Here is a 19,041-nt window from a genome sequence, read left to right on the forward strand (position 1 = left end):
GTCCCAAAGACACCTCGCGGGAACCCCGGCAGGGGATGTCCGGTTCCTGTGTCCTTGATCTCTCCGACAGGGGCCCGGTGCCCTGGTCAGGGGATCGAAAGGCCCAGGTGGTGGGCGAGGAAGGCGAGCTGTTCGGAGGTCAGGGCGACGCTCCGGCTCACCGAGCGGGAGCTGTGTCCGACCTCGGCCTCCCTGCGGATGAGGACCGGGTGTTCTCCGATCGGCGCCGAGGTGGCGTGCTGCATCCAGGCGCACAGCTTGCGGGCGTGCATCGGGTCGACCCGGGTGTCGTTGTCGAACACGGTGAACAGGGTGGCCGGGTAACGGGTACCCGAACGCACGTTGTGGTAGGGGGAGTAGCCCAGCAGCCAGCCCAGCTGCTCGGGGTCCTCGGCGCTGCCGTACTCCACGTTCCACAGCTGGCCCAGGCCGAACCGCTCGTACCGCACCATGTCGAGCAGGGGCGCGGAGCACACCGCGGCAGCGAACAGGTCCGGTCGCTGGGTGACCATGGCGCCCACCAGCAGTCCGCCGTTGCTGCCGCCCATGACCGCGAGCCGCTCCGTGCTGGTGATCCCGCTGGAGACCAGGTGTTCGGCGGCCGCGGCGCAGTCGTCGAAGACGTTCTGCTTGTTGCCGAGCATGCCGCCCCGGTGCCACTCCTCGCCCTCCTCCAGCCCGCCGCGCAGGTTGGCGACGGCGTACACGCCCCCGGCGCGCACCCAGGCCAGGATCGCGGCCGAGTACCCCGGGGTGAGGGAGATCTGGAAACCGCCGTAACCGTAGAGAACGGTCGGGAGCGGACCGTCCGCGGGCTCGGCCGGGGAGACCACCAGCATGCGTACGGTGGTGCCGTCCTTCGAGCTGAAGGCGACCTGTTCGGTGCGTACCCCGGGCAGCTCGATCTCGCCCGGCGGGTCGGCCCACCGCGTCACCTCCCCGCTCCGGGCGTCGTAGTGGTACACGGACGAGGGGTGTGTGTTGTCGGTGTAGCCGAACCACGCCTCGTGCCCGCCCTCGGGGCGGGTGCTGAGCCCGTTGAGACTGCCCAGGCCGGGCATCGCGAGTGTGCCCAGGCGCTCGCCGGAACCCGCGTCGTGCCTGCTGATCTCGCTGATCGCGTGCCGGCTCCAGGCCACGAGCAGCTCGGGGGAGTCGAGTCCCTCTCCGTCGAGCAGGGCGTGGCCCTCCAGGACCGCTTCGGGGTCCTCCGCGACCAGGGTGCTCCAGTTCTCGTAGCCGGGGGCGGCCGGGTCGGTGACGCACAGGCGCCCGCGGGGGGCGTCGCGGTCGGTGAACAGGTACAGGCGGCCGTCACGGCCCACCTCGGGGTGCAGGTCGTGGTCCACGTCCTCCTGGATGGTCACCAGGCGGGGGCTCTCCAGCGGTCCCTCCGCCAGGTCGGCGATCCAGGCGTTGGTGGCCGAGGAGGTCCCCTTGACGGAGGTGAGCAGGAGCCAGCGCCCGTCCCTGCTCACGGAGACCCCGAAGTACTCGGTCTTGTCCCTGCCCGCACCGAAGACCAGGGCGTCCTGGTCCGCGGGGGTGCCCAGGCGGTGCAGGTAGACCCTGCGGTGGTAGGAGGTCTCGTCCTCGGGCACCTCGTCCTCGGGCAGGCGGCGCACGTAGTAGAAGGCCGAGCCGTCGGGCAGCCACGCCACGGGGCTGTAGCGGGTGCGGTCGATGGGTTCGTCGACGAGCTCGCCGGAGTCCACGTCGATGACGCGCAGGAGTGATTCCTCGTCGCCGCCCTCGGAGAGCTGGTAGGCGAGCAGCCGGCCGTCCGGTGAGGGCCGCCAGGCGTCCAGGGTGGTCAGGCCGGAGGGGTCGAGCGCCCCGGGGTCGATCAGGGCGCGTTCGGGGCCCCCGCCGTCCCGGACGTGGAGCACCGCGTGCTCCTGTCCGGGGTTGCGGCGGCTGCGGAAACGGCGTTCACCGCGCCAGAGGGGTACCCCGACGTGCCCGGCGCCCATCAGCGAACGCACCTGGTCGGCGAACCAGTCGCGGGTCTCGTACGCGCTGGAGAGTTGGTTGTACAGGGTGTCCTGGGCGGCGGACCACTCCTTGGTCTCGGTGGAGTCGGCGTCCTCCAGCCACCGGTAGGGGTCACGGACCGTGTGGCCGTGCAGGGTTTCGTCGATGTCCAGCCGAGTGGCCGGGGGATAGCGGAGTTCACGCATGCTTCGCACCCTATCCACCGTTATCTCACTGTGTGTGTTCGGCGCGGCGACAACGTGAATCCGGGTTTGTCGGACGCACAATGGGTCTCGGAAAGCGACAACGCGCGTTTTCCGGGTGGCCCGGACCAAATTGGGGTGGCGCCCGGGTGGTCCGACCAAGCAAACTGAATGCGGGACGCAACTCGGCGGGAACCACCGGGAGGTCCGTGTGGCAAGGCGTAAGAGGACACCGATCATCGGATCGGTGCACAGGGAGGTTTCCTGGCTGGCCGAACGGCTGGCCGGGGAGGAGACACGGCGGTCGGACACGGCCGTTGGGGCGACGCTGTGAGCGCCCGACGCAGCCGGGAGGGTGGTCCACCAGGTACCGCCCGCCGCCACGTGCTGCTGCTCAACGCCAGTTTTGAACCGCTCACGACGCTGCCCCTGCGCAGGGCGATTCTGCTTGTTCTGCGCGAGAAGGCGGAAGTCGTCCACGATGACGGAGCGGGGGCGGTGCTGCACTCGGCGACACGTTCCTACGACGTGCCGTCGGTGATCAGGCTCAGGCGCTACATCAGCGTCCCGTACAGCCGAAGGGTGCCCCTCACCCGGGTGGCGCTCATGCGGCGGGACAGGCACATCTGCGGTTACTGCGGGAGGAAGGCCGAGACGATCGACCACGTCGTCCCGCGCAGCCGCGGCGGTGCCCACGTGTGGGAGAACGTGGTCGCGGCCTGCAAGCCGTGTAACCACCGGAAGGCGGACAAGTTCCTGGACGAGATCGGCTGGGAGCTGCACATCACCCCCAAGGTGCCCAAGGGCCCCCACTGGCGGTTGATCAACGGTGACCTGCACGGCGACCCCCAGTGGGAGCCGTACATGGCACATCTGGCCGCATAGCGGTCGCAAGGGTCGGAACCGGGCGTCCCACCCGGCCCAGACAGCGCCCTCGAAAGCGCCGAACCCCTCTCGGCGACTCTCGGGGGCGCCCCCCTGTCCGGGGCCGGACCGGGGACCTATCCTTGGCCCATGCCCAGATACGACTTCCGCTGCCGCGAGTGCGGCGACACCTTCGAGCTCTCCCGCCCCATGGCGGACTCCGACGCCCCCGCCGACTGCCCCCGGGGCCACGGTGACACCGTCCGACTGCTGTCCACCGTGGCCGTGGGCGGACGCGCCGCCGCCCCCGCGTCCTCCGGTGGCGGAGGCTGCTGCGGGGGCGGCTGCTGTTCCTGAGGCTGTCGGCCCTACTTCTCGATCTGGCTGACGTCGCGCGCCGCGCCGGTCGAGGCCGAGGTGGCCATCGCCGCGTAGGCGCGCAGCGCGGCGGTCACCGGCCGCTGGCGGTCGCGCGGCCGGAACCGGCCCAGTTCCTTGAGCAGGCGCTCCCGGCGGGCGTCCAGCTCGTCCTCGGCGACTTCCAGCACGAGGCCCCGGTTGGGGATGTCGATGCTGATGGTGTCGCCGTCCTCGACCAGGGCGATGTCGCCGCCCGCGGCCGCCTCGGGTGAGGCGTGGCCGATGGAGAGCCCCGAGGTGCCGCCGGAGAAGCGCCCGTCGGTGATGAGCGCGCACGCCTTGCCGAGACCGCGGCCCTTGAGGAAGCTCGTCGGGTACAGCATCTCCTGCATGCCGGGGCCGCCCTTGGGGCCCTCGTAGCGGATGACGACCACGTCACCGGGCTCGATCTGCTTGTTGAGGATGCCGTCGACGGCGTCATCCTGCGACTCGAACACCTTGGCGGGCCCGGAGAAGGTCCACAGCTCCTCCTCCACACCGGCGGTCTTGACGATGGCGCCGTCCGGGGCGAGGTTGCCGAACAGGACGGCCAGGCCGCCGTCCCTGGTGTAGGCGTGCTCCACCGAGCGGATGCAGCCCTCCTCCCGGTCCTCGTCCAGCGTGTCCCACCGGACGCTCTGCGAGTAGGCCTTGGTGGTGCGCCTGCCGCCGGGGGCGGCGTGGAAGAGCTCCACGGCCTCGGGCAGCACGGTGTCCGAGGCGATGTCCCACTCGCCGATGAACTCTCCGATGGTCTTGCCGTGCACGGTCGGCAGCGAGGTGTCGAGCAGGCCACCGCGGGCCAGTTCGCCCAGGATGGCGGGGATGCCGCCGGCCCGGTGCACGTCCTCGATGTGGTACTTCTCGGTGTTCGGCGCGACCTTGCACAGGCAGGGGACGCGTCGGGAGACCTCGTCGATCTCGGGCAGCCCGAAGTCCACTCCGGCCTCGGTGGCGGTGGCCAGCAGGTGCAGGATCGTGTTGGTGGAACCGCCCATGGCCACGTCCAGGGCCATGGCGTTGCCGAAGGCGGCCGGGGTGGCGATGGACAGCGGCAGCACCGAGGAGTCGTCGTCCTCGTAGTAGCGCTTGGCGGCCTCCACGACCCGGCGTCCGGCGTCCTCGTACAGGGCCCTGCGGGCGGTGTGCGTGGCCAGGACCGTGCCGTTGCCGGGCAGGGCCAGGCCCAGGGCCTCGGTGAGGCAGTTCATCGAGTTGGCGGTGAACATGCCCGAGCAGGAACCGCAGGTCGGGCAGGCGTTCTCCTCCATCTCGTCCAGCTCGGCCTGGGAGACGCTCTCGTCGGCCGCGGCGATCATGGGGTTGATCAGGTCGAGCTTGCGGACCGTGGTGGCGGTGCCGTCGACCACCGTGACCTTTCCGGCCTCCATGGGGCCGCCGGAGACGAACACGGTGGGGATGTTGAGGCGCATCGCCGCGAGCAGCATGCCCGGGGTGATCTTGTCGCAGTTGGACACGCACACCAGGGCGTCGGCGCAGTGCGCGTTGACCATGTACTCGAGGGAGTCGGCGATGAGCTCGCGGCTGGGCAGCGAGTACAGCATGCCCCCGTGGCCCATCGCGATGCCGTCGTCGACGGCGATGGAGTTGAACTCGCGGGGGACTCCGCCGGCTTCGCGGATGGCGTTCGCGACGACCTCGGCGACCTCGCGCAGGTGCACGTGTCCGGGCACGAACTCGGTGAAGCTGTTGGCCACGGCCACGATGGGCTTGCCGAAGTCCTCCCGCTCCACGCCGGTGGCGCGCATGAGGGCGCGCGCGCCTGCCATGTTCCTGCCGTGGGTGACCGTGCGTGAGCGTAGGGCGGGCATGGGGCGTACTCCCATCGTTACGGGTGTTTCCCCTCGATGGTAGTCCCCTCGGGGAACAGCTTCGGTCTCGCCCCGAAAGACAGGTGTTCCGCATGTTGAGATGGGCTGGGTGGGGGTGCCGGTTTCGGCCCTGGTGGGGCCCGGTGGAGCGGGTCCTGGCGGGACCCGTACACGGCCCGGGCCCGGGAGACCACGGCGGTGTGGTCTCCCGGGCCCGGGAGGGAGGGGCGGGACGGCGTCAGTGGCGGGGCGGCAGGGCTTTCTTCGCGGCCTGGTAGATCTCCTCGATCTCCGTTTCGCTCAGGCGGTCGCGCCCGCTGCGCAACCACTTGCGGACCTTGGTTCCGGTGATGATGTCCACGCCCCGCAGCCGGTGGCTGTCCCAGGGCATGCCCGGGCCGTAGATGGCCAGGGAGGCGCGCACCGAGATGTCCCGGCCGAGCTCCTTGCTGATGAGCTCCTCCGCGCGCTTGGCCTCCTCCAGGGCCTCGTCGATCCGTTCGTTCTTGCTGAACCGGCCGTGGTAGAGCTTCTCCAGCTTGTTGCGCAGCGGGAGACGCTTGTCCCAGGACTCCGAGTCGATGGCGAACGCACCGCGCCGACCCACGATGAAGTGGTCGATCTGGCCGTTGCCACCGGGTACGGCGCGTGCGTGAAGCACGCGGTAACCGAGCTGCTTCATGAGCTTGAGCTGGGCCTCGGTGCGGCGCTGCGCCGCCGAGGGCTTGCGCCAGCGGGGGATCTCGGACTCACGCCGGGCGCTCCACACCATGACCGAGACCAGGGTGAGGAGTCCGAAGGTGAAGCCGATCCTCCAGTCGCCGGTGAGCATGCCGAAGGCGCCCGCGGCCGCCGCCGCGACCAGCCCCCGGACGACCCACCTGCGCGCGGCCTCGTTGGACTTCAGGGCCCCGTAGAGGGCCCTGGTGTTCGAGGCGCTGGATTCCTTGCGCTGGTTGGGGAAGAAGAGGGATTCGGGTCGTTCGGGCTTCGACCCTTCGGACGATGGGCTACGACCGTTCACTCTGGTTGCCGATTCCACGACGGACAGGTTAGTTCCATCCATATCCGAGTCCTAGTGCATTACTTCTCACACTTTTCTTCCCCTGTGCCCCTGTGTCCATACGTGTTGTGGGCGGCGGGGCGGGGAAGGACTGATCTTTGGCCACCTCTCTGGAGAAGTCCCGCCTCACCGCCGTGGTGCCCGTTGGACCACCCGGTTAATCTCGGGTGCCATGACCCGAATCCACGACCTTCCCGTGCACCGACTCGCGGCCTTGGTCCGCAGTCGTGAACTGTCGCCTGTTGAGATCGCTGAGTACTATCTGGAACGAATTCGGCGGCTTGGCGAGCGTTGCGGTGCCTACGTTACGGTCACTGAGGAATTGGCCTTGGAACAGGCCCGAAATGCGGAGAAGCGGGTGTTGAGCGACACGCCGGACGAACTGCCGCCCCTTCTCGGCGTCCCCCTGCCCATCAAGGACCTGGACACCCTCGCCGGTGTCCGCACCACCTTCGGCTCACGTGCCGTCCCCGGCCTCCCGGCCCCCGCCGACTCCGCCGTGGTCGCCCAACTGCGCGCCGCCGGCGCGGTCTTCCTCGGCAAGACCAACACCCCCGAGTTCGGTGCGACCTGCTACACCGAGAACGAGGTTGCGCCGCCCAGCCGCAACCCCTGGGACACCGACCTCTCCCCGGGCGGGTCCAGCGGTGGCGCCGCCGCGGCGGTGGCCGCCGGGCTCGCACCCGCAGCACAGGCCAGCGACGGCGGCGGATCCATCCGCATCCCCGCCAGCGCCTGCGGCCTGTTCGGCCTCAAACCCACCCGGGGACGGATCTCCGGCGGCCCCGCCCAGGTCGACCTGACGGGCCTTTCCACGGCGGGCCCCCTCACCCGGACGGTCCTGGACGCGGCCCTCCTCCTGGACGTCATGGCGGTCAACCTGCCCGGCGACCCCTACACCGCCCCGCCGCTGCCGCCCGGCCGGACCTTCGCCGACCACGCCCGCCGCGAACCGGGAAGACTGCGCATCGGACGCTACGCCGACACCGGCTCCGCCGGGATCCCCGTACACCCCGACGTGCTCGCCGCCCACGAGGAGGCCACCCGAACGCTCCTGGACCTGGGCCACGAGGTCGAGGAGATCGACAACCCCGCCGACACCGCCTTCGGCGGGACCTTCGCCGAGGACTTCCGGTACCTGTGGGCGGCCACCGCCTCGGTCACCCCCGTCGACCCCGCGCGCGAGGGCGAACTGACCCCGATCTACCGGTGGCTGCGCGAAAGCGCCCGCGCCACCCCGCTCCCCGAGTACCTCGCGGCCAGCGCCCGGCTCCTGCACGGCACACGCGCGATGCTGACGGACACGGCGCGCTTCGACGCCGTGCTCGCCCCCACCCTGGCCCGCCCCCCGGTGCCGGTCGGACACTTCACCTCGGGCGGTCCCGCGGACGAGTTCCGGCTCATGACCGAGTTCACCCCCTTCACCTCGCTCTACAACGTGTCCGGGCAGCCCTCGGTGAACGTCCCGCTGCACTGGTCGCGCGGCGGGCTGCCGATCGGTGTGATGCTCACCGGCCCGCGGGGCGGGGAGGGGACCCTGTTGTCCCTGTCGGCCCAGTTGGAGCGGGCCCGTCCATGGGCGCACCGGGTTCCCGAGGGGTGGCACTGACCGGAGCCGGCGCGGCCGGGCGGGGCAGGAACAGGCTCAGTACTGCGGCCAGCAGGAGTAGTCCGGTCGCGCCCAGTACCCCGCCCGCGATCCCGTGGGTGTCCACCAGGGCTCCGGCCACCGGACCGGCGAGGCCGCTCCCGGCCCCCATCGCCGTGGCCATCCACCCGAACGCCTCCGCCCGCCGGTGGGAGGGCGCGGTCTCGCCCAGCCGTCCCATCACGGCGGCCAGGGTGGGCGCTATCGCCAGCCCCGACACGAAGAGCAGCGGGGTGATCAGCAGGGGCGTGGACAGATGGGTGACCGGCGGGACGAACGGGACCAGCACCGCGATCCCCAGGGCCGCCGCGAAGGCCCGCAGCCGGAGCCTCGGGGTGCCCTTCACCGCGCCGGCGACCGCACCGCCGACCAGGGAGCCCAGGGCCCACACCGAGGCCAGCGCCATCACGTACTGGGGTGCGTTCAACTCGTTGGCCCAGGCGACGATCACCAGGTCCATGTTGACCACGCCGGAGACGATGAGCATGCACATCACGAACACTAGGCACAGTGCCGGGTGGAGCAGCAGGCTGCGACCGGGACGGGCACCGGTGCCCCGGCCCCCGCCGGTGGAACCACCGTCCCCCTCGGCCTCCCGCGGGGCCGGACCGGTCACCCCTGCCCGGCGCAGTGACAACGCGAACCCCACCGCGCCCATCAGCCCCAGAACACCCAAGAGCAACAGGGCCCAGCGCGCTCCCGCCATCGCCACGACACCGGCGGTCAGGATCGGGGAGAAGACGAACAGCAGTTCCTGGGTGGTCGCCTCGGCCGCGTAGACGGCCTGCCGCTCCGGGCCGCTGGTCAGCCGCGGCCACAGCGCGCGCACGATCTGGTTGGCCGGGGTGCCGAAGAGCCCGGTGCCCAGGGCTAGGGGAACCGACAGCCACCACACGGACGCGGGCAGCAGCGCCAGGGTCGTCAGGCCGACGGTGAACACCACCCCGCACACCAGCACCAGCCGGTCGCTGTTGCCGCGGTCCGCCATCCGCCCGCGCAGCGGCCCGACCAGGGCTATGCCCAGGGTGAAGGCACCGGCGACCAGACCGGCCAGCGTGTAGGAGTCCGTCCAGCCCTGTACCAGGAAGGTGACCGCGATCATCAGCCCCGGGGTGTAGAACCGGGCCGCCAGGGACCAGCTCAACAGGGACAGGACGTGGGGAACGGCGAAGAGCCGCCGGTAGTTCGCGAGCACGACACCGATTATGCAGTTCGTCCACGACATCCGCGACGGGATGAGCGCCCCGTACTGCCCGAACGCGGGACGGTGACGAAAAGTCGTGGGAAAGGGGAGGTCCATGGGGAACACAGAAACAGGGCTGACGGGATCTTCTGCCCCCACACCGGGCCGTCCTCCGGTGTACACGGGCCCCTGTGGGGCATGATCGGTTTCTGTGAGGGACGTTCAGCTGGCCCGGGTGGCCGAGCAGCACGGGGTCGCGACCACGTACGAGGACTGGCGGGGACGACAGGTGCCCGTCAGTCCGGACACGATCCGCCATGTCCTGTCCGCCCTGGGGGTGGATCCGCGGGACCCCGGCCAGGGACCGGGCCGCGGCCCGCTGCCGCCCGCGGTGGTGGTTCGCGAGGGCAAGGCGCCCGATCTGGTGCTGCCCGAGGGGGCCCGCAGCACCGTGGAGACCGCCGACGGCTCCCTGCTGCCGTTCGACCCGGGGCTGCCGCTGGGGACGCACACCCTGCGGGTGACCGACAACGGCGCTGAACACGACGCCCCGCTCCTGGTGGTCCCCGACCGGATCGACCCCACCGCGCTGCGGGAGAACCCGCGCCTGTGGGGCCTGATGGCACAGGTCTACAGCGTGCGCTCCCGCGCTTCCTGGGGCACCGGCGATCTGCGCGACCTCTCCGAGCTCGCCGACTGGAGCGCCCGCGACCTCGGAGCGGACTTCACCCTCGTCAACCCGGTACACGCCACCGAACCGCTGGTGCCCGTCGAACCCTCCCCCTATCTGCCGGTCAGCCGCCGCTACGCGAGCCCGCTCTACATCCGGGTGGAGGACGTGCCCGAGTACGCACGCCTCGACCCCGCGCAGCGCGAGGGGGTGCAGCGCCTGGCACGGCCGCTGCGGGAACACGGCCGCACCGCCGACCTGCTCGACCGGGACGCCGTCTGGGAGGCCAAGCGCACCGCACTGGAGATCCTCTTCCAGGTGCCCCGCGCCCCGGGCCGGGAGGAGGCACTCCGCCGCTACCAGGAACGCGAGGGCCAGCCCCTGGTCGAGTTCGCGACGTGGTCGGCGCTGGCGGAGGAACACGGGCCCGACTTCCGTTCCTGGCCCGCGCACCTGCGCGACGTCGGCTCGCTCGCGGTGGGCCGGGAGGCCCTGAGGCTGTGGCCGCGGGTGGAGTTCCACCGCTGGCTCCAGTGGATCCTCGACGAACAGCTCGCCCAGGCGCAGGAGAGCGCCCTCGACAGCGGTATGCGCCTCGGGATCGTGCACGACCTCGCGATCGGTGTGCAGGCGGGCGGCGCGGACGCGTGGATGTACGGCGACGCGCTCGTCCCCGGGCTGCACGTGGGGGCCCCGCCGGACGAGTTCAACCAGCTCGGTCAGGACTGGGGGCAGCCGCCCTGGAACCCGACCCGTCTGGCCCAGCTCGGGTACGGGCCCTTCCGCCAGATCCTCTCCCAGAGCCTGCGCCACGCGGGCGGCCTGCGGATGGACCACGTCATGGGCATGTTCCGCCTGTGGTGCGTACCCGAGGGCGCCTCCGCCGACCAGGGGACCTACCTGCGCTTCGACCACGAGGGCATGGTCGGCACCCTGGCGCTGGCGGCCCACCGGGCCGACGCGGTGGTCATCGGGGAGGACCTGGGGACCGTCGAGCCGTGGGTCCGCGACCACCTGGCGGGCCGGGGCATCCTCGGTACGTCCGTGCTGTGGTTCGAGAACGACGAGGAGGGGCGGCCGTGCGAGCCCGACCGGTGGCGCCGGGACTGCCTGGCCACCGTGGCCACCCACGACCTCCCGCCGGTCGCCTCCTACCTGTCCGCCGAGCACGTCGAACTGCGTGACCGCCTGGGCCTGCTCGACCGGCCCGCCGCGGAGGAACTGGCGGACTCCGAGGCCCGGGTGGACCAGTGGTGCGCGCTGCTGGTGTACCTGGGGTTCCTCGAGGAGGACGCCGACCCGGTCGGCGATCCGGCCGCCGTGGTCGCGGCGATGCACGCCTATCTCGCGGCGACGCCGGCCCGGATGCTCGGGGTGGCGCTCACCGACGTTGTGGGGGAGCGGCGTATGCAGAACCAGCCGGGGACCAGCACCGAGTACCCGAACTGGCGGATCCCGCTCACCAGCAGCGAGGGCGAGCCGGTCCTGGTGGACGAACTCCTGGCCGACCCGCGGATGGTCGCCCGGATCCGCCGCACCCTGGGCCCGCTCGGCAACCACTACCGGGAACTCTAGGCCGGGTACGCGACGGCCCCGGGGAGAGCTCCCCGGGGCCGCGGCGGACCAGTAGCGCCAGTCGCCCGCCTCAGCCCTTCCGGCCGGCGGCGATGTCGGTGGCGCGGGCGCGCAGGGCGCGTTCGACCCCGGCCCGGCCCTCGATCAGCAGGCGGTGCAGCGCCGGCGCGGGGGCGTTGTCGGCGATGTAGGAGTCGGTGCGCTCCAGTGTCGCCTCCTCGACCAGCTGGCTCGGGTAGACCACCTCGGCGAAGGTCTGCGCGAACTCACCGGTCCACTTCTCCCAGGCCGGGGCGAGCTGGTCGAAGTACCGCTCCACGTAGGGGCGGTACAGCTCGGCCTGGCGCGGCTCGCTGAAGCCCAGCAGGGTGGCGCGGAACTCGGCGTTGGCCAGGTCCCCGCCCACGATCCGCTCCCAGGCGGCCTCCTTGGCCTCGGCCGTGGGGACGGCGGCCCTGGCGCCCGCGGCGTTGCGCTGGCCGGTGGCGGTCGGGTCGGCCTCCAGCTCGGCGGCGATCTCCGACTCGCCCGCCTCACCCGCGGCGACCAGCCGGCGCAGCAGGGTCCAGCGCAGGTCGGTGTCGACCGTCAGACCGTCCACGGTGATGGCGCCGTCCAACAGGCCGCGCAGCAGCGACAGGTGGGCGTCGCTCACGGCGGCGTCCGCCAGCGCGTTGACGTAGGCCAACTGGAGGTCGCTGCCGGGCTCGGCGGCGGAGAGCAGCTCGCGCAGGCGGTCGGCCAGCAGCTCGAACCCGAACGGGCGCCACGCCGGGTCGGCGTAGTTGTACAGCGCCCCCGAGGCCTGGCGGAGCAGGGTCTGGGCGACCGTGACGTCGTTCACGCCGCCGATCCCGGAGATCACCAGGGCGACGTAGTCACGGGCGGCCATCTCGCCGTCCCGGGTCATGTCCCAGGCGGCGCCGAAGGCCAGCGCGCGGGGCAGGGACTCGCGGATCTCACCGGCGCCCTCCACCACGGTGCCCAGGGAGCGCTCGTCCAGGCGGATCTTGGTGAAGGTGAGGTCGTCATCGTTGATGAGCACCAGGTCCGGCCGGGCCCTGCCGACCAGCTCGGGCACCTCGGTGCGCTCACCGCTGACGTCCAGCTCCACGCGCTCGCGGCGCACGATGCCGTCCGCGGTGCGGTCGTACAGGCCCACGGCCAGACGGTGCGAGCGCAGCGTCGGGTGTTCCGGGGCGGCCTCCTGCAGGACCGCGAAGGACGTGAGGTTCCCGTCCGCGTCGACCTCGAAGTCCGGCCGCATGGTGTTGACGCCGGTGGTCTCCAGCCACTCGCGCGACCATCCGGACAGGTCGCGCCCGGAGGCGGCCTCCAGATGCTTGAGCAGGTCCTTCAGCTCGGTGTTGCCGAACGCGTTCTCCTTGAAGTAGGCGCGCACGCCCGCGAAGAACGCGTCCACGCCCACGTACGCGGCCAACTGCTTGAGCACCGAGGCGCCCTTGGCGTAGGTGATGCCGTCGAAGTTGACCTCGACCGCCTGGATGTCGACCATGTCGGCGGCGATCGGGTGCGTGGAGGGCAGCTGGTCCTGGCGCAGCGCCCAGGCCTTCTCCACGTTGGCGAACGTCGTCCAGGCGTCGGACCACCTGGTGGCGTTGACCTGGCAGTAGACGCTGGCGTAGGTCGCGAACGACTCGTTCAGCCACAGGTCGTCCCACCAGCGCATGGTGACCAGGTCGCCGAACCACATGTGCGCCATCTCGTGCAGGATGGTTTCGGCGCGGCGCTCGTAGCGGGCGTCGGTGACACGGGAGCGGAAGACGTAGTCCTCCAGGAACGTCACCGCGCCGGCGTTCTCCATCGCGCCCGCGTTGAACTCCGGCACGAAGAGCTGGTCGTACTTGCCGAACGGGTAGCGCAGGTCGAACAGGCCGTGGAAGAAGTCGAAGCCCTGCTTGGTGACCTCGAACAGCGCCTCGGAGTCCAGGTGCTCGGCGAGCGAGGCCCGGCAGTACAGGCCCAGCGGGATGCCGTCGTGCTCGTCGCGGACCACGTGGTACGGCCCCGCGATCAGCGCGGTGATGTAGGTCGACATCACCTGGGTGGCGGGGAAGTGCCAGCGGACCCGCTCCTCGCCCGCGGCCTCGCGCTCCACGTCGGGGGCGTTGTTGGACACCACCTCCCACGACGGGGGCGCGTACACGGTCAGCTCGAAGACGGACTTCAGGTCGGGCTGGTCGAAGCACGTGAACATGCGGTGCGCGTCGGCCGTCTCGAACTGGCTGTACAGGTACACCGACCCGTCGACCGGGTCCACGAACCGGTGCAGGCCCTCACCGGTGCGCATGTAGGCGGCGTCGGCGACCACCGTCAGTTCGTTCTCGGCCGCCAGGTCCGGCAGGGTGAGCCGCTCGCCGTCGAACAGCTCCGCCGCGTCCAGCTCGCGACCGTTCAGCACGGCGCTCCGGATCCTCGGCGCGGCCAGGTCGACGAAGGTCCGTGCGCCCGGCTCAGTGCTGGAGAAACGCACCACGGTGGTGGACCGGAAGGTCTCGTCCCCGGTGGTCAGGTCCAGCTCCACGGCGTAGGAGCCGACGCTGAGAATGCGCGCCCTCTCCCGAGCCTCGTCCCGTGTCAGGTTCCCTGCCACGCCACGCTCCCTCCACGGCCGCCGTCGTCGCCGGCCGGAAATCGTTGCCGACCGCGGCGAGCCTGCCGCCTGGGGTGGGCGTCGTCGGGCCGGAGGTCGTTGTCATCCGGGATCGATCCTGCCACGCACACGAGCGGAATGTGCAACCGATGGGCGTGGTTGGTGACCTACGGCGAGAAGTTCTCGGCCGTCCCGGGGCCGGCCCCGGGGCTTGGACCGTCCCAGACGAGGAGCAGCGATGACCCAGTCCCCCGAACAGACGGGCGACCAGGAGACCATCCACGCGGACATGTGGTTCGATCCGGCCTGCCCGTGGGCGTGGATCACCTCCCGGTGGCTGCTGGAGGTGGAGCAGGTCCGGCCGGTGCGGGTGCGCTGGCGGGTGATGAGCCTCGGGGTGCTCAACGAGGGCAGCGACCTGCCCCAGGAGTACCGGGACTCGATCGACCGCTCCTGGGGTGCGGTGCGCGTGTGCGTCGCCGCCGAGCAGCGTTTCGGACCGGACGTTCTCGGCGACCTCTACACCGCCCTGGGCACCCGGTTCCACAACAACGGCGAACCGCGTACCGCGGACACGGTCCGCGCCGCGCTGGCCGACGCCGGCCTGCCCGCCGACCTGGCCGACGCCGCGGACTCCACCGAATACGATGAGGCCCTGCGCGCCTCGCACGGTGAGGCGATGAAGCTGGTCGGTGAGGACGTGGGCACACCGGTCGTCCAGGTGGAGGGCGTCTCGTTCTTCGGCCCGGTCGTCACCCCGATCCCGCGGGGGGAGGACGCCGGGAAGCTCTGGGACGGCGTGCGCCTGGTCGCCGGGACCGACGGCTTCTTCGAGCTCAAGCGCACCCGCACCCGCAACCCCGTCTTCGACTGATCCGCTCCGCGGGCCCCGACCCGCGGAACCCGCAACCCCGCAGCCCCTGCGGACACGTAGCTCCACGACCACGGAGGACCCATGCCCGGGCCTGACGGTGACCGCCGCCCCAACTTCCTCGACGACCTCGACCTGCTGCCCGACACCACGAGCGACGAACGCTCCGAGGGCTGGGGCGACGGCGACGAGGACTCCACCGCGCGGCTGATCGCCGACCGCCCTCCGCACTGGGACTGATCCGCACGGGGCGGCCGGACCGGACACGGGGGCGGTCCGGGGCGGGTATCCGTGGAACCACGGGTCCCCGCCCCGGCCGCCCCTTCGGGGCCTCCCCGCCCTGGCCAACCAGAATCACGTTCTGAGAAAGTGGGACCATGCGATCCCTCTACATCGACGGCGCCTGGCGCGACTCCGCCTCCGACGAGGCCCTTGACGTGGTCAACCCGGCTACCGAGCAGGTCATCGACACCGTTCCGGCTGGCGCCACCGCTGACGTCGACGCCGCGGTCGAGGCCGCGGCCGCCGCCCTCCCCGCCTGGTCGGCGCTCACCCCGGGCCAGCGCGTCACCCACCTGACCAAGGCCCTGGAGCTGTTCAACGCCCGTATCGGTGACATCGCCGCCGAACTCACCCGGGACATGGGCGCTCCCGCCACCTTCGCCGCCAAGGTGCAGGCCGGACTGCCCTCGCTCATGTTCCGGACCTACATCGACCTGGTCGAGGAGCACGGGGAGCGCTACTTCACCGGGGAGAAGGTCGGCAACTCCCTCGTGGTGCACGAGCCGATCGGAGTGGTCGGCGCGATCACCCCGTGGAACTACCCGCTGCACCAGATCGTCCTCAAGGTCGTCCCCGCGCTGCTCGCGGGCAACACCGTGGTCCTCAAGCCCAGCGAGGTCGCCCCGCTGAGCGCCTACGCGCTGGCGGAGGTCTTCGACGGGGCAGGTCTGCCCGCGGGCGTGTTCAACCTGGTCTCCGGCACCGGCCCGGTGGTGGGCGAGGCGATCGCCGCCCACCCCGGGATCGACATGGTCTCCTTCACCGGCTCCACCCGCGCCGGCACCCGGGTGTCCCAGGTCGCGGCCGAAACGGTCAAGAAGGTCGCCCTGGAACTGGGCGGCAAGTCGCCGAACCTCATCCTGCCGGGCGCCGACCTGACCAAGGCGGTCAAGCGCGGTGTCGCCGACGTCATGCGCAACACCGGCCAGAGCTGCAACGCGCTCACCCGGATGCTCGTGCACCGCGACTCCTACGCGGAGGCCGTCGAGTTGGCCGCCGCCTCCGCCGCCAAGTACGCCCCGGGCGACCCCCGGGACGAGGGCACCCGGATGGGCCCGCTGGTCTCCGCGGCCCAGTTCGACAAGGTCCGCTCCTACGTGGACCTCGGTGTTTCGGAGGGCGCCCGCCTGGTCACCGGTGGCTCCGAGCCGGTCGAGGGGCTGGAGAAGGGCTTCTACGTCCGTCCGACAGTCTTCGCCGACGTGCGCAACGACATGCGCATCGCCCAGGAGGAGATCTTCGGCCCGGTGCTCGTCCTCATCCCCTACGACACGGTGGAGGAGGCGGTCGAGATCGCCAACGACACCGTCTACGGCCTCAACGCCGCGGTGTGGTCGGGCGACCAGGAGGAGGGGCTGGCGGTCGCCCGCCGCCTGCGGGCCGGCCAGATCGAGCTCAACGGCGGGGCCATGAACCCGCGGGCGCCCTTCGGCGGTTACAAGCGCTCCGGCAACGGCCGTGAGTGGGGGCTGCCCGGCCTGGTCGAGTTCTGCGAGGTCAAGGCCGTGCAGACCTGACCGCTGTGGCCGGACTCACGGCCCCCGCGCGCGTTCGGCCGGAATCGGCCCCGGTGATGCGCGCGTTGTGGGGTGTGGAAAAATTCCGACTGGTCATCCCCTGGTCGAACCCAAACGAGGTGTGAGTTGAGCAGCAAGCCCGCGGTCTCCAAGGCAGGTCCCCTCAGTAAGGACCTCAAGTCGATGTTCGTGTACAACCTGGTGGCGATCCTGTCGATGGTCGGCTTCGCCGCGCTCGGACTGAGCGTCGCGGCCGCCGCGGCCGGTGCCTGACCCGCACGGAGAACGCCGCGCCCCCGCCGGTCCACCGACCGGCGGGGGCGCGGCGTCGTCCGTACCAGGGAGCTGTCACACTGGTGACGTGCGTGTTTACCTTGGATCAGATCATGCGGGCTTCGAGCTCAAAGAACACCTCGTCTCCTGGCTGAAGGAGCACGGCCACGAGGTCGTCGACGCCGGCCCGGCCGTCTACGACGCGGTCGACGACTACCCGCCCTTCGTCCTGCGCGCCGCCGAGGGCGTCGCCGGGGACCCGGGTTCCCTGGGGGTGGTGATCGGCGGTTCCGGCAACGGCGAGCAGATCGCCGCCAACAAGGTCCGGGGCGTCCGTGCCGCTCTGGCCTGGAGCGAGGACACCGCCAGGCTGGCGCGGGAACACAACGACGCCAACGTGCTCTCCGTCGGCGGTCGGATGCACTCCCTGGAGGAGTCCACCCGGTTCGTCGAACTCTTCCTCACCACCCCGTACAGCGACGAGGAGCGGCACACCCGCCGTATCGCCATGCTCGGCGACTACGAGCAGACCGGCGAGCTCCCCCCGCTTCCGTAACCCCGTCCGTGGTCCCGCACGGGCGCGGGGCCGATCGTCCGCCCCCGTGTGTTCGGCGCGCGGGGGCGCATCCGTACTCGGATCCAGCCCCGTACACCCGGGTTTAGGCGGAACCCAAAACCGGGGTTAAGGGGCGGAACACCGCTGGTTGCACGTGCCACGGCCGCATGCCAACCGCTACAGTTCGTGCACGGCGGCGGGCTGGTGTCGTCCGCGACCCAACGGTTCCCGCGCCCCCTGAGCGGAACCAGCCACCACGATCCGGGCGTGCCCCACAACGCCACGGCCCGCCGACACGAACCGGCCCCCGACGCGACCGCACCGGTGTGCCGTACGACGACCAGGAGTAACCCCCGCGGGCGAGCGGGCCGAGAGGACCGATGAACTCCACACCGACCGCCAAGACCACCCGGCTGCTGCGCTCCACCGCGCAGCGGCTCATCGCGGTGCTCCGGCGCAAGGTGTTGTTCCGCTACCGGCTCGTCCTGATCACCCTCGTCGCCATCGCGGTGGGGATCGGGGTGGGCGCGGTCTGGGGACCCGCGGGCTGGTTCCCGCCCAGCTCCACCATCCTGACCGTCCTCGCCGGAGGACTGCTGCTCAAGCGCAAGAGCCTCGCCTTCCTGCTCGGCGTGGTCGCGGCGGTCCTGCTGTTCGTGGCCTTCATGCTCGACTTCGGCCAGGTGGGCCCCGGCCTGCTCGTCACCATCGGTGTCACCGGGGTGCTGTCCTACCTGCTGTCCGGGGTGCGCGAACGCCTCGGCGTGCAGGGGCTGAGCGGCGAGATGATGCTGCTGGACCTGCGTGACCGCCTCCGCGACCAGGGAAACCTGCCCGAGCTCCCCGAGGGGTGGGGGCGTACCGCTGTCCTGCGCCAGGCGGGCGGCTCCTCCTTCGGCGGTGACTTCGTGGTCTCCATCCGCAGGGAGAACCGGCTCGACGTCGCCGTCGTCGACGTCTCCGGCAAGGGCGTGGACGCCGGGACCCGGGCCCTGATGCTCTCCGGGGCCTTCAGCGGGCTGATCGGGGCGGTGCCCGCCGGCGACTTCCTCGCCCACTGCAACGACTACCTGATGCGCAACAGCGGCGGTGAGGGCTTCGTGACCGCCGTGCACCTGAGTGTGGACACCGACACCGGCGCCTACCAGGTCACCTCGGCCGGACACCCGCCCGCGCTGCACTACGACAGCGGCGGCGGGGTGTGGAGCACCACCGAGGCCAAGGGCGTGGTCCTGGGCGTCATCCCCGAGATGACCTACACCTCGGTCGAGGGCAAGCTCCGTCCCGGAGACGCGATCATGCTGTGCACCGACGGTCTCATCGAGACGCCGGGGGAGGACCTGGACGCGGGCATCGACCGTCTTCTCGGAACCGCCGACATCCTGGTCACCCAGGGTTTCGCCACCGGCGCGGACGAGGTCGTGGACACGCTCAGCAAGGACAAGAACGACGACTGCGCCCTCGTCGTCCTCTGGCGCACCTGACCCGAACCCGCTCCGCTCCCGCGGGGATGAGCC

The 19,041-nt window shown here is 71.2% G+C and carries 15 protein-coding genes; 10 read left to right on the forward strand and 5 right to left on the reverse strand.

The features are described from left to right. Nucleotides 1-86: 86 nt before the first annotated feature. On the reverse strand, nucleotides 87-2,180 hold the full coding sequence (locus IE195_RS17580; protein ID WP_191272855.1) for a prolyl oligopeptidase family serine peptidase: 2,094 nt from the start codon (nucleotides 2,178-2,180) through the stop codon (nucleotides 87-89). Nucleotides 2,181-2,561: 381 nt separating this feature from the next. On the opposite strand from IE195_RS17580, the gene IE195_RS17585 reads away from it, so the two are divergent. Both IE195_RS17585 and IE195_RS17590 read left to right on the forward strand, forming a co-directional pair. Next, a complete protein-coding gene (locus tag IE195_RS17585) occupies nucleotides 2,562-3,062 on the forward strand; it encodes an HNH endonuclease (protein WP_191273684.1) in 501 nt (166 codons plus the stop codon). Between the two features lie 129 nt (nucleotides 3,063-3,191). Continuing rightward, nucleotides 3,192-3,398 (forward strand): FmdB family zinc ribbon protein, encoded by a 207-nt coding sequence (locus tag IE195_RS17590; protein WP_191272857.1) that lies wholly within the window; start codon nucleotides 3,192-3,194, stop codon nucleotides 3,396-3,398. Nucleotides 3,399-3,409: 11 nt separating this feature from the next. Here the strand turns inward: IE195_RS17590 and ilvD are convergent, their stop codons facing one another. Continuing rightward, complete coding sequence (gene ilvD / locus IE195_RS17595) at nucleotides 3,410-5,272, reverse strand: dihydroxy-acid dehydratase (RefSeq protein WP_191272859.1); 1,863 nt, start codon at nucleotides 5,270-5,272, stop codon at nucleotides 3,410-3,412. 238 nt (nucleotides 5,273-5,510) lie between these two features. Continuing rightward, entirely contained in the window at nucleotides 5,511-6,296 is a 786-nt protein-coding gene (locus tag IE195_RS17600) for a nuclease-related domain-containing protein (protein ID WP_191273686.1), read from the reverse strand. 211 nt (nucleotides 6,297-6,507) lie between these two features. Between IE195_RS17600 and IE195_RS17605 the strand changes: the two genes are divergently transcribed. Continuing rightward, entirely contained in the window at nucleotides 6,508-7,944 is a 1,437-nt protein-coding gene (locus IE195_RS17605; RefSeq protein WP_191272861.1) for an amidase, read from the forward strand. Here IE195_RS17605 and IE195_RS17610 read toward each other — a convergent pair. Next, nucleotides 7,844-9,178: an MFS transporter gene (locus IE195_RS17610; RefSeq protein WP_191272863.1), complete on the reverse strand. Its 1,335-nt coding sequence runs from the start codon at nucleotides 9,176-9,178 to the stop codon at nucleotides 7,844-7,846. The genes IE195_RS17605 and IE195_RS17610 overlap by 101 nt on opposite strands. Before the next feature lie 199 nt (nucleotides 9,179-9,377). Here IE195_RS17610 and malQ point away from each other — a divergent pair, with 199 nt between their 5' ends. Continuing rightward, a complete protein-coding gene (gene malQ / locus IE195_RS17615) occupies nucleotides 9,378-11,411 on the forward strand; it encodes a 4-alpha-glucanotransferase (protein WP_191272866.1) in 2,034 nt (677 codons plus the stop codon). 70 nt (nucleotides 11,412-11,481) lie between these two features. Here the strand turns inward: malQ and pepN are convergent, their stop codons facing one another. Beyond that, nucleotides 11,482-14,025 carry an aminopeptidase N gene (gene pepN, locus IE195_RS17620; RefSeq protein WP_191272868.1) on the reverse strand — a complete coding sequence of 848 codons (2,544 nt, stop codon included), beginning with the start codon at nucleotides 14,023-14,025 and terminating at the stop codon, nucleotides 11,482-11,484. A gap of 238 nt (nucleotides 14,026-14,263) precedes the next feature. On the opposite strand from pepN, the gene IE195_RS17625 reads away from it, so the two are divergent. The 6 genes from IE195_RS17625 to IE195_RS17650 all read left to right on the forward strand — a co-directional run bounded on the left by IE195_RS17625 (nucleotide 14,264) and on the right by IE195_RS17650 (nucleotide 19,008). Beyond that, a complete protein-coding gene (locus tag IE195_RS17625) occupies nucleotides 14,264-14,899 on the forward strand; it encodes a mycothiol-dependent nitroreductase Rv2466c family protein (protein ID WP_191272870.1) in 636 nt (211 codons plus the stop codon). Nucleotides 14,900-14,980: 81 nt separating this feature from the next. After that, nucleotides 14,981-15,136, forward strand: a complete 156-nt coding sequence (locus IE195_RS17630) for a hypothetical protein (RefSeq protein WP_191272872.1) — start codon at nucleotides 14,981-14,983, stop codon at nucleotides 15,134-15,136. A gap of 137 nt (nucleotides 15,137-15,273) precedes the next feature. Beyond that, a complete protein-coding gene (locus tag IE195_RS17635; RefSeq protein ID WP_191272874.1) occupies nucleotides 15,274-16,695 on the forward strand; it encodes an aldehyde dehydrogenase family protein in 1,422 nt (473 codons plus the stop codon). A gap of 126 nt (nucleotides 16,696-16,821) precedes the next feature. Next, nucleotides 16,822-16,968, forward strand: a complete 147-nt coding sequence (locus tag IE195_RS17640) for a hypothetical protein (RefSeq protein WP_191272876.1) — start codon at nucleotides 16,822-16,824, stop codon at nucleotides 16,966-16,968. An 88-nt stretch (nucleotides 16,969-17,056) separates the two neighbouring features. Next, nucleotides 17,057-17,524 (forward strand): ribose-5-phosphate isomerase, encoded by a 468-nt coding sequence (locus tag IE195_RS17645; protein ID WP_191272878.1) that lies wholly within the window; start codon nucleotides 17,057-17,059, stop codon nucleotides 17,522-17,524. Nucleotides 17,525-17,904: 380 nt separating this feature from the next. After that, nucleotides 17,905-19,008, forward strand: a complete 1,104-nt coding sequence (locus IE195_RS17650; protein WP_191272880.1) for a PP2C family protein-serine/threonine phosphatase — start codon at nucleotides 17,905-17,907, stop codon at nucleotides 19,006-19,008. Nucleotides 19,009-19,041: the final 33 nt, after the last annotated feature.

Source organism: Nocardiopsis terrae, assembly GCF_014651695.1.
Classification (GTDB): domain Bacteria; phylum Actinomycetota; class Actinomycetes; order Streptosporangiales; family Streptosporangiaceae; genus Nocardiopsis; species Nocardiopsis terrae.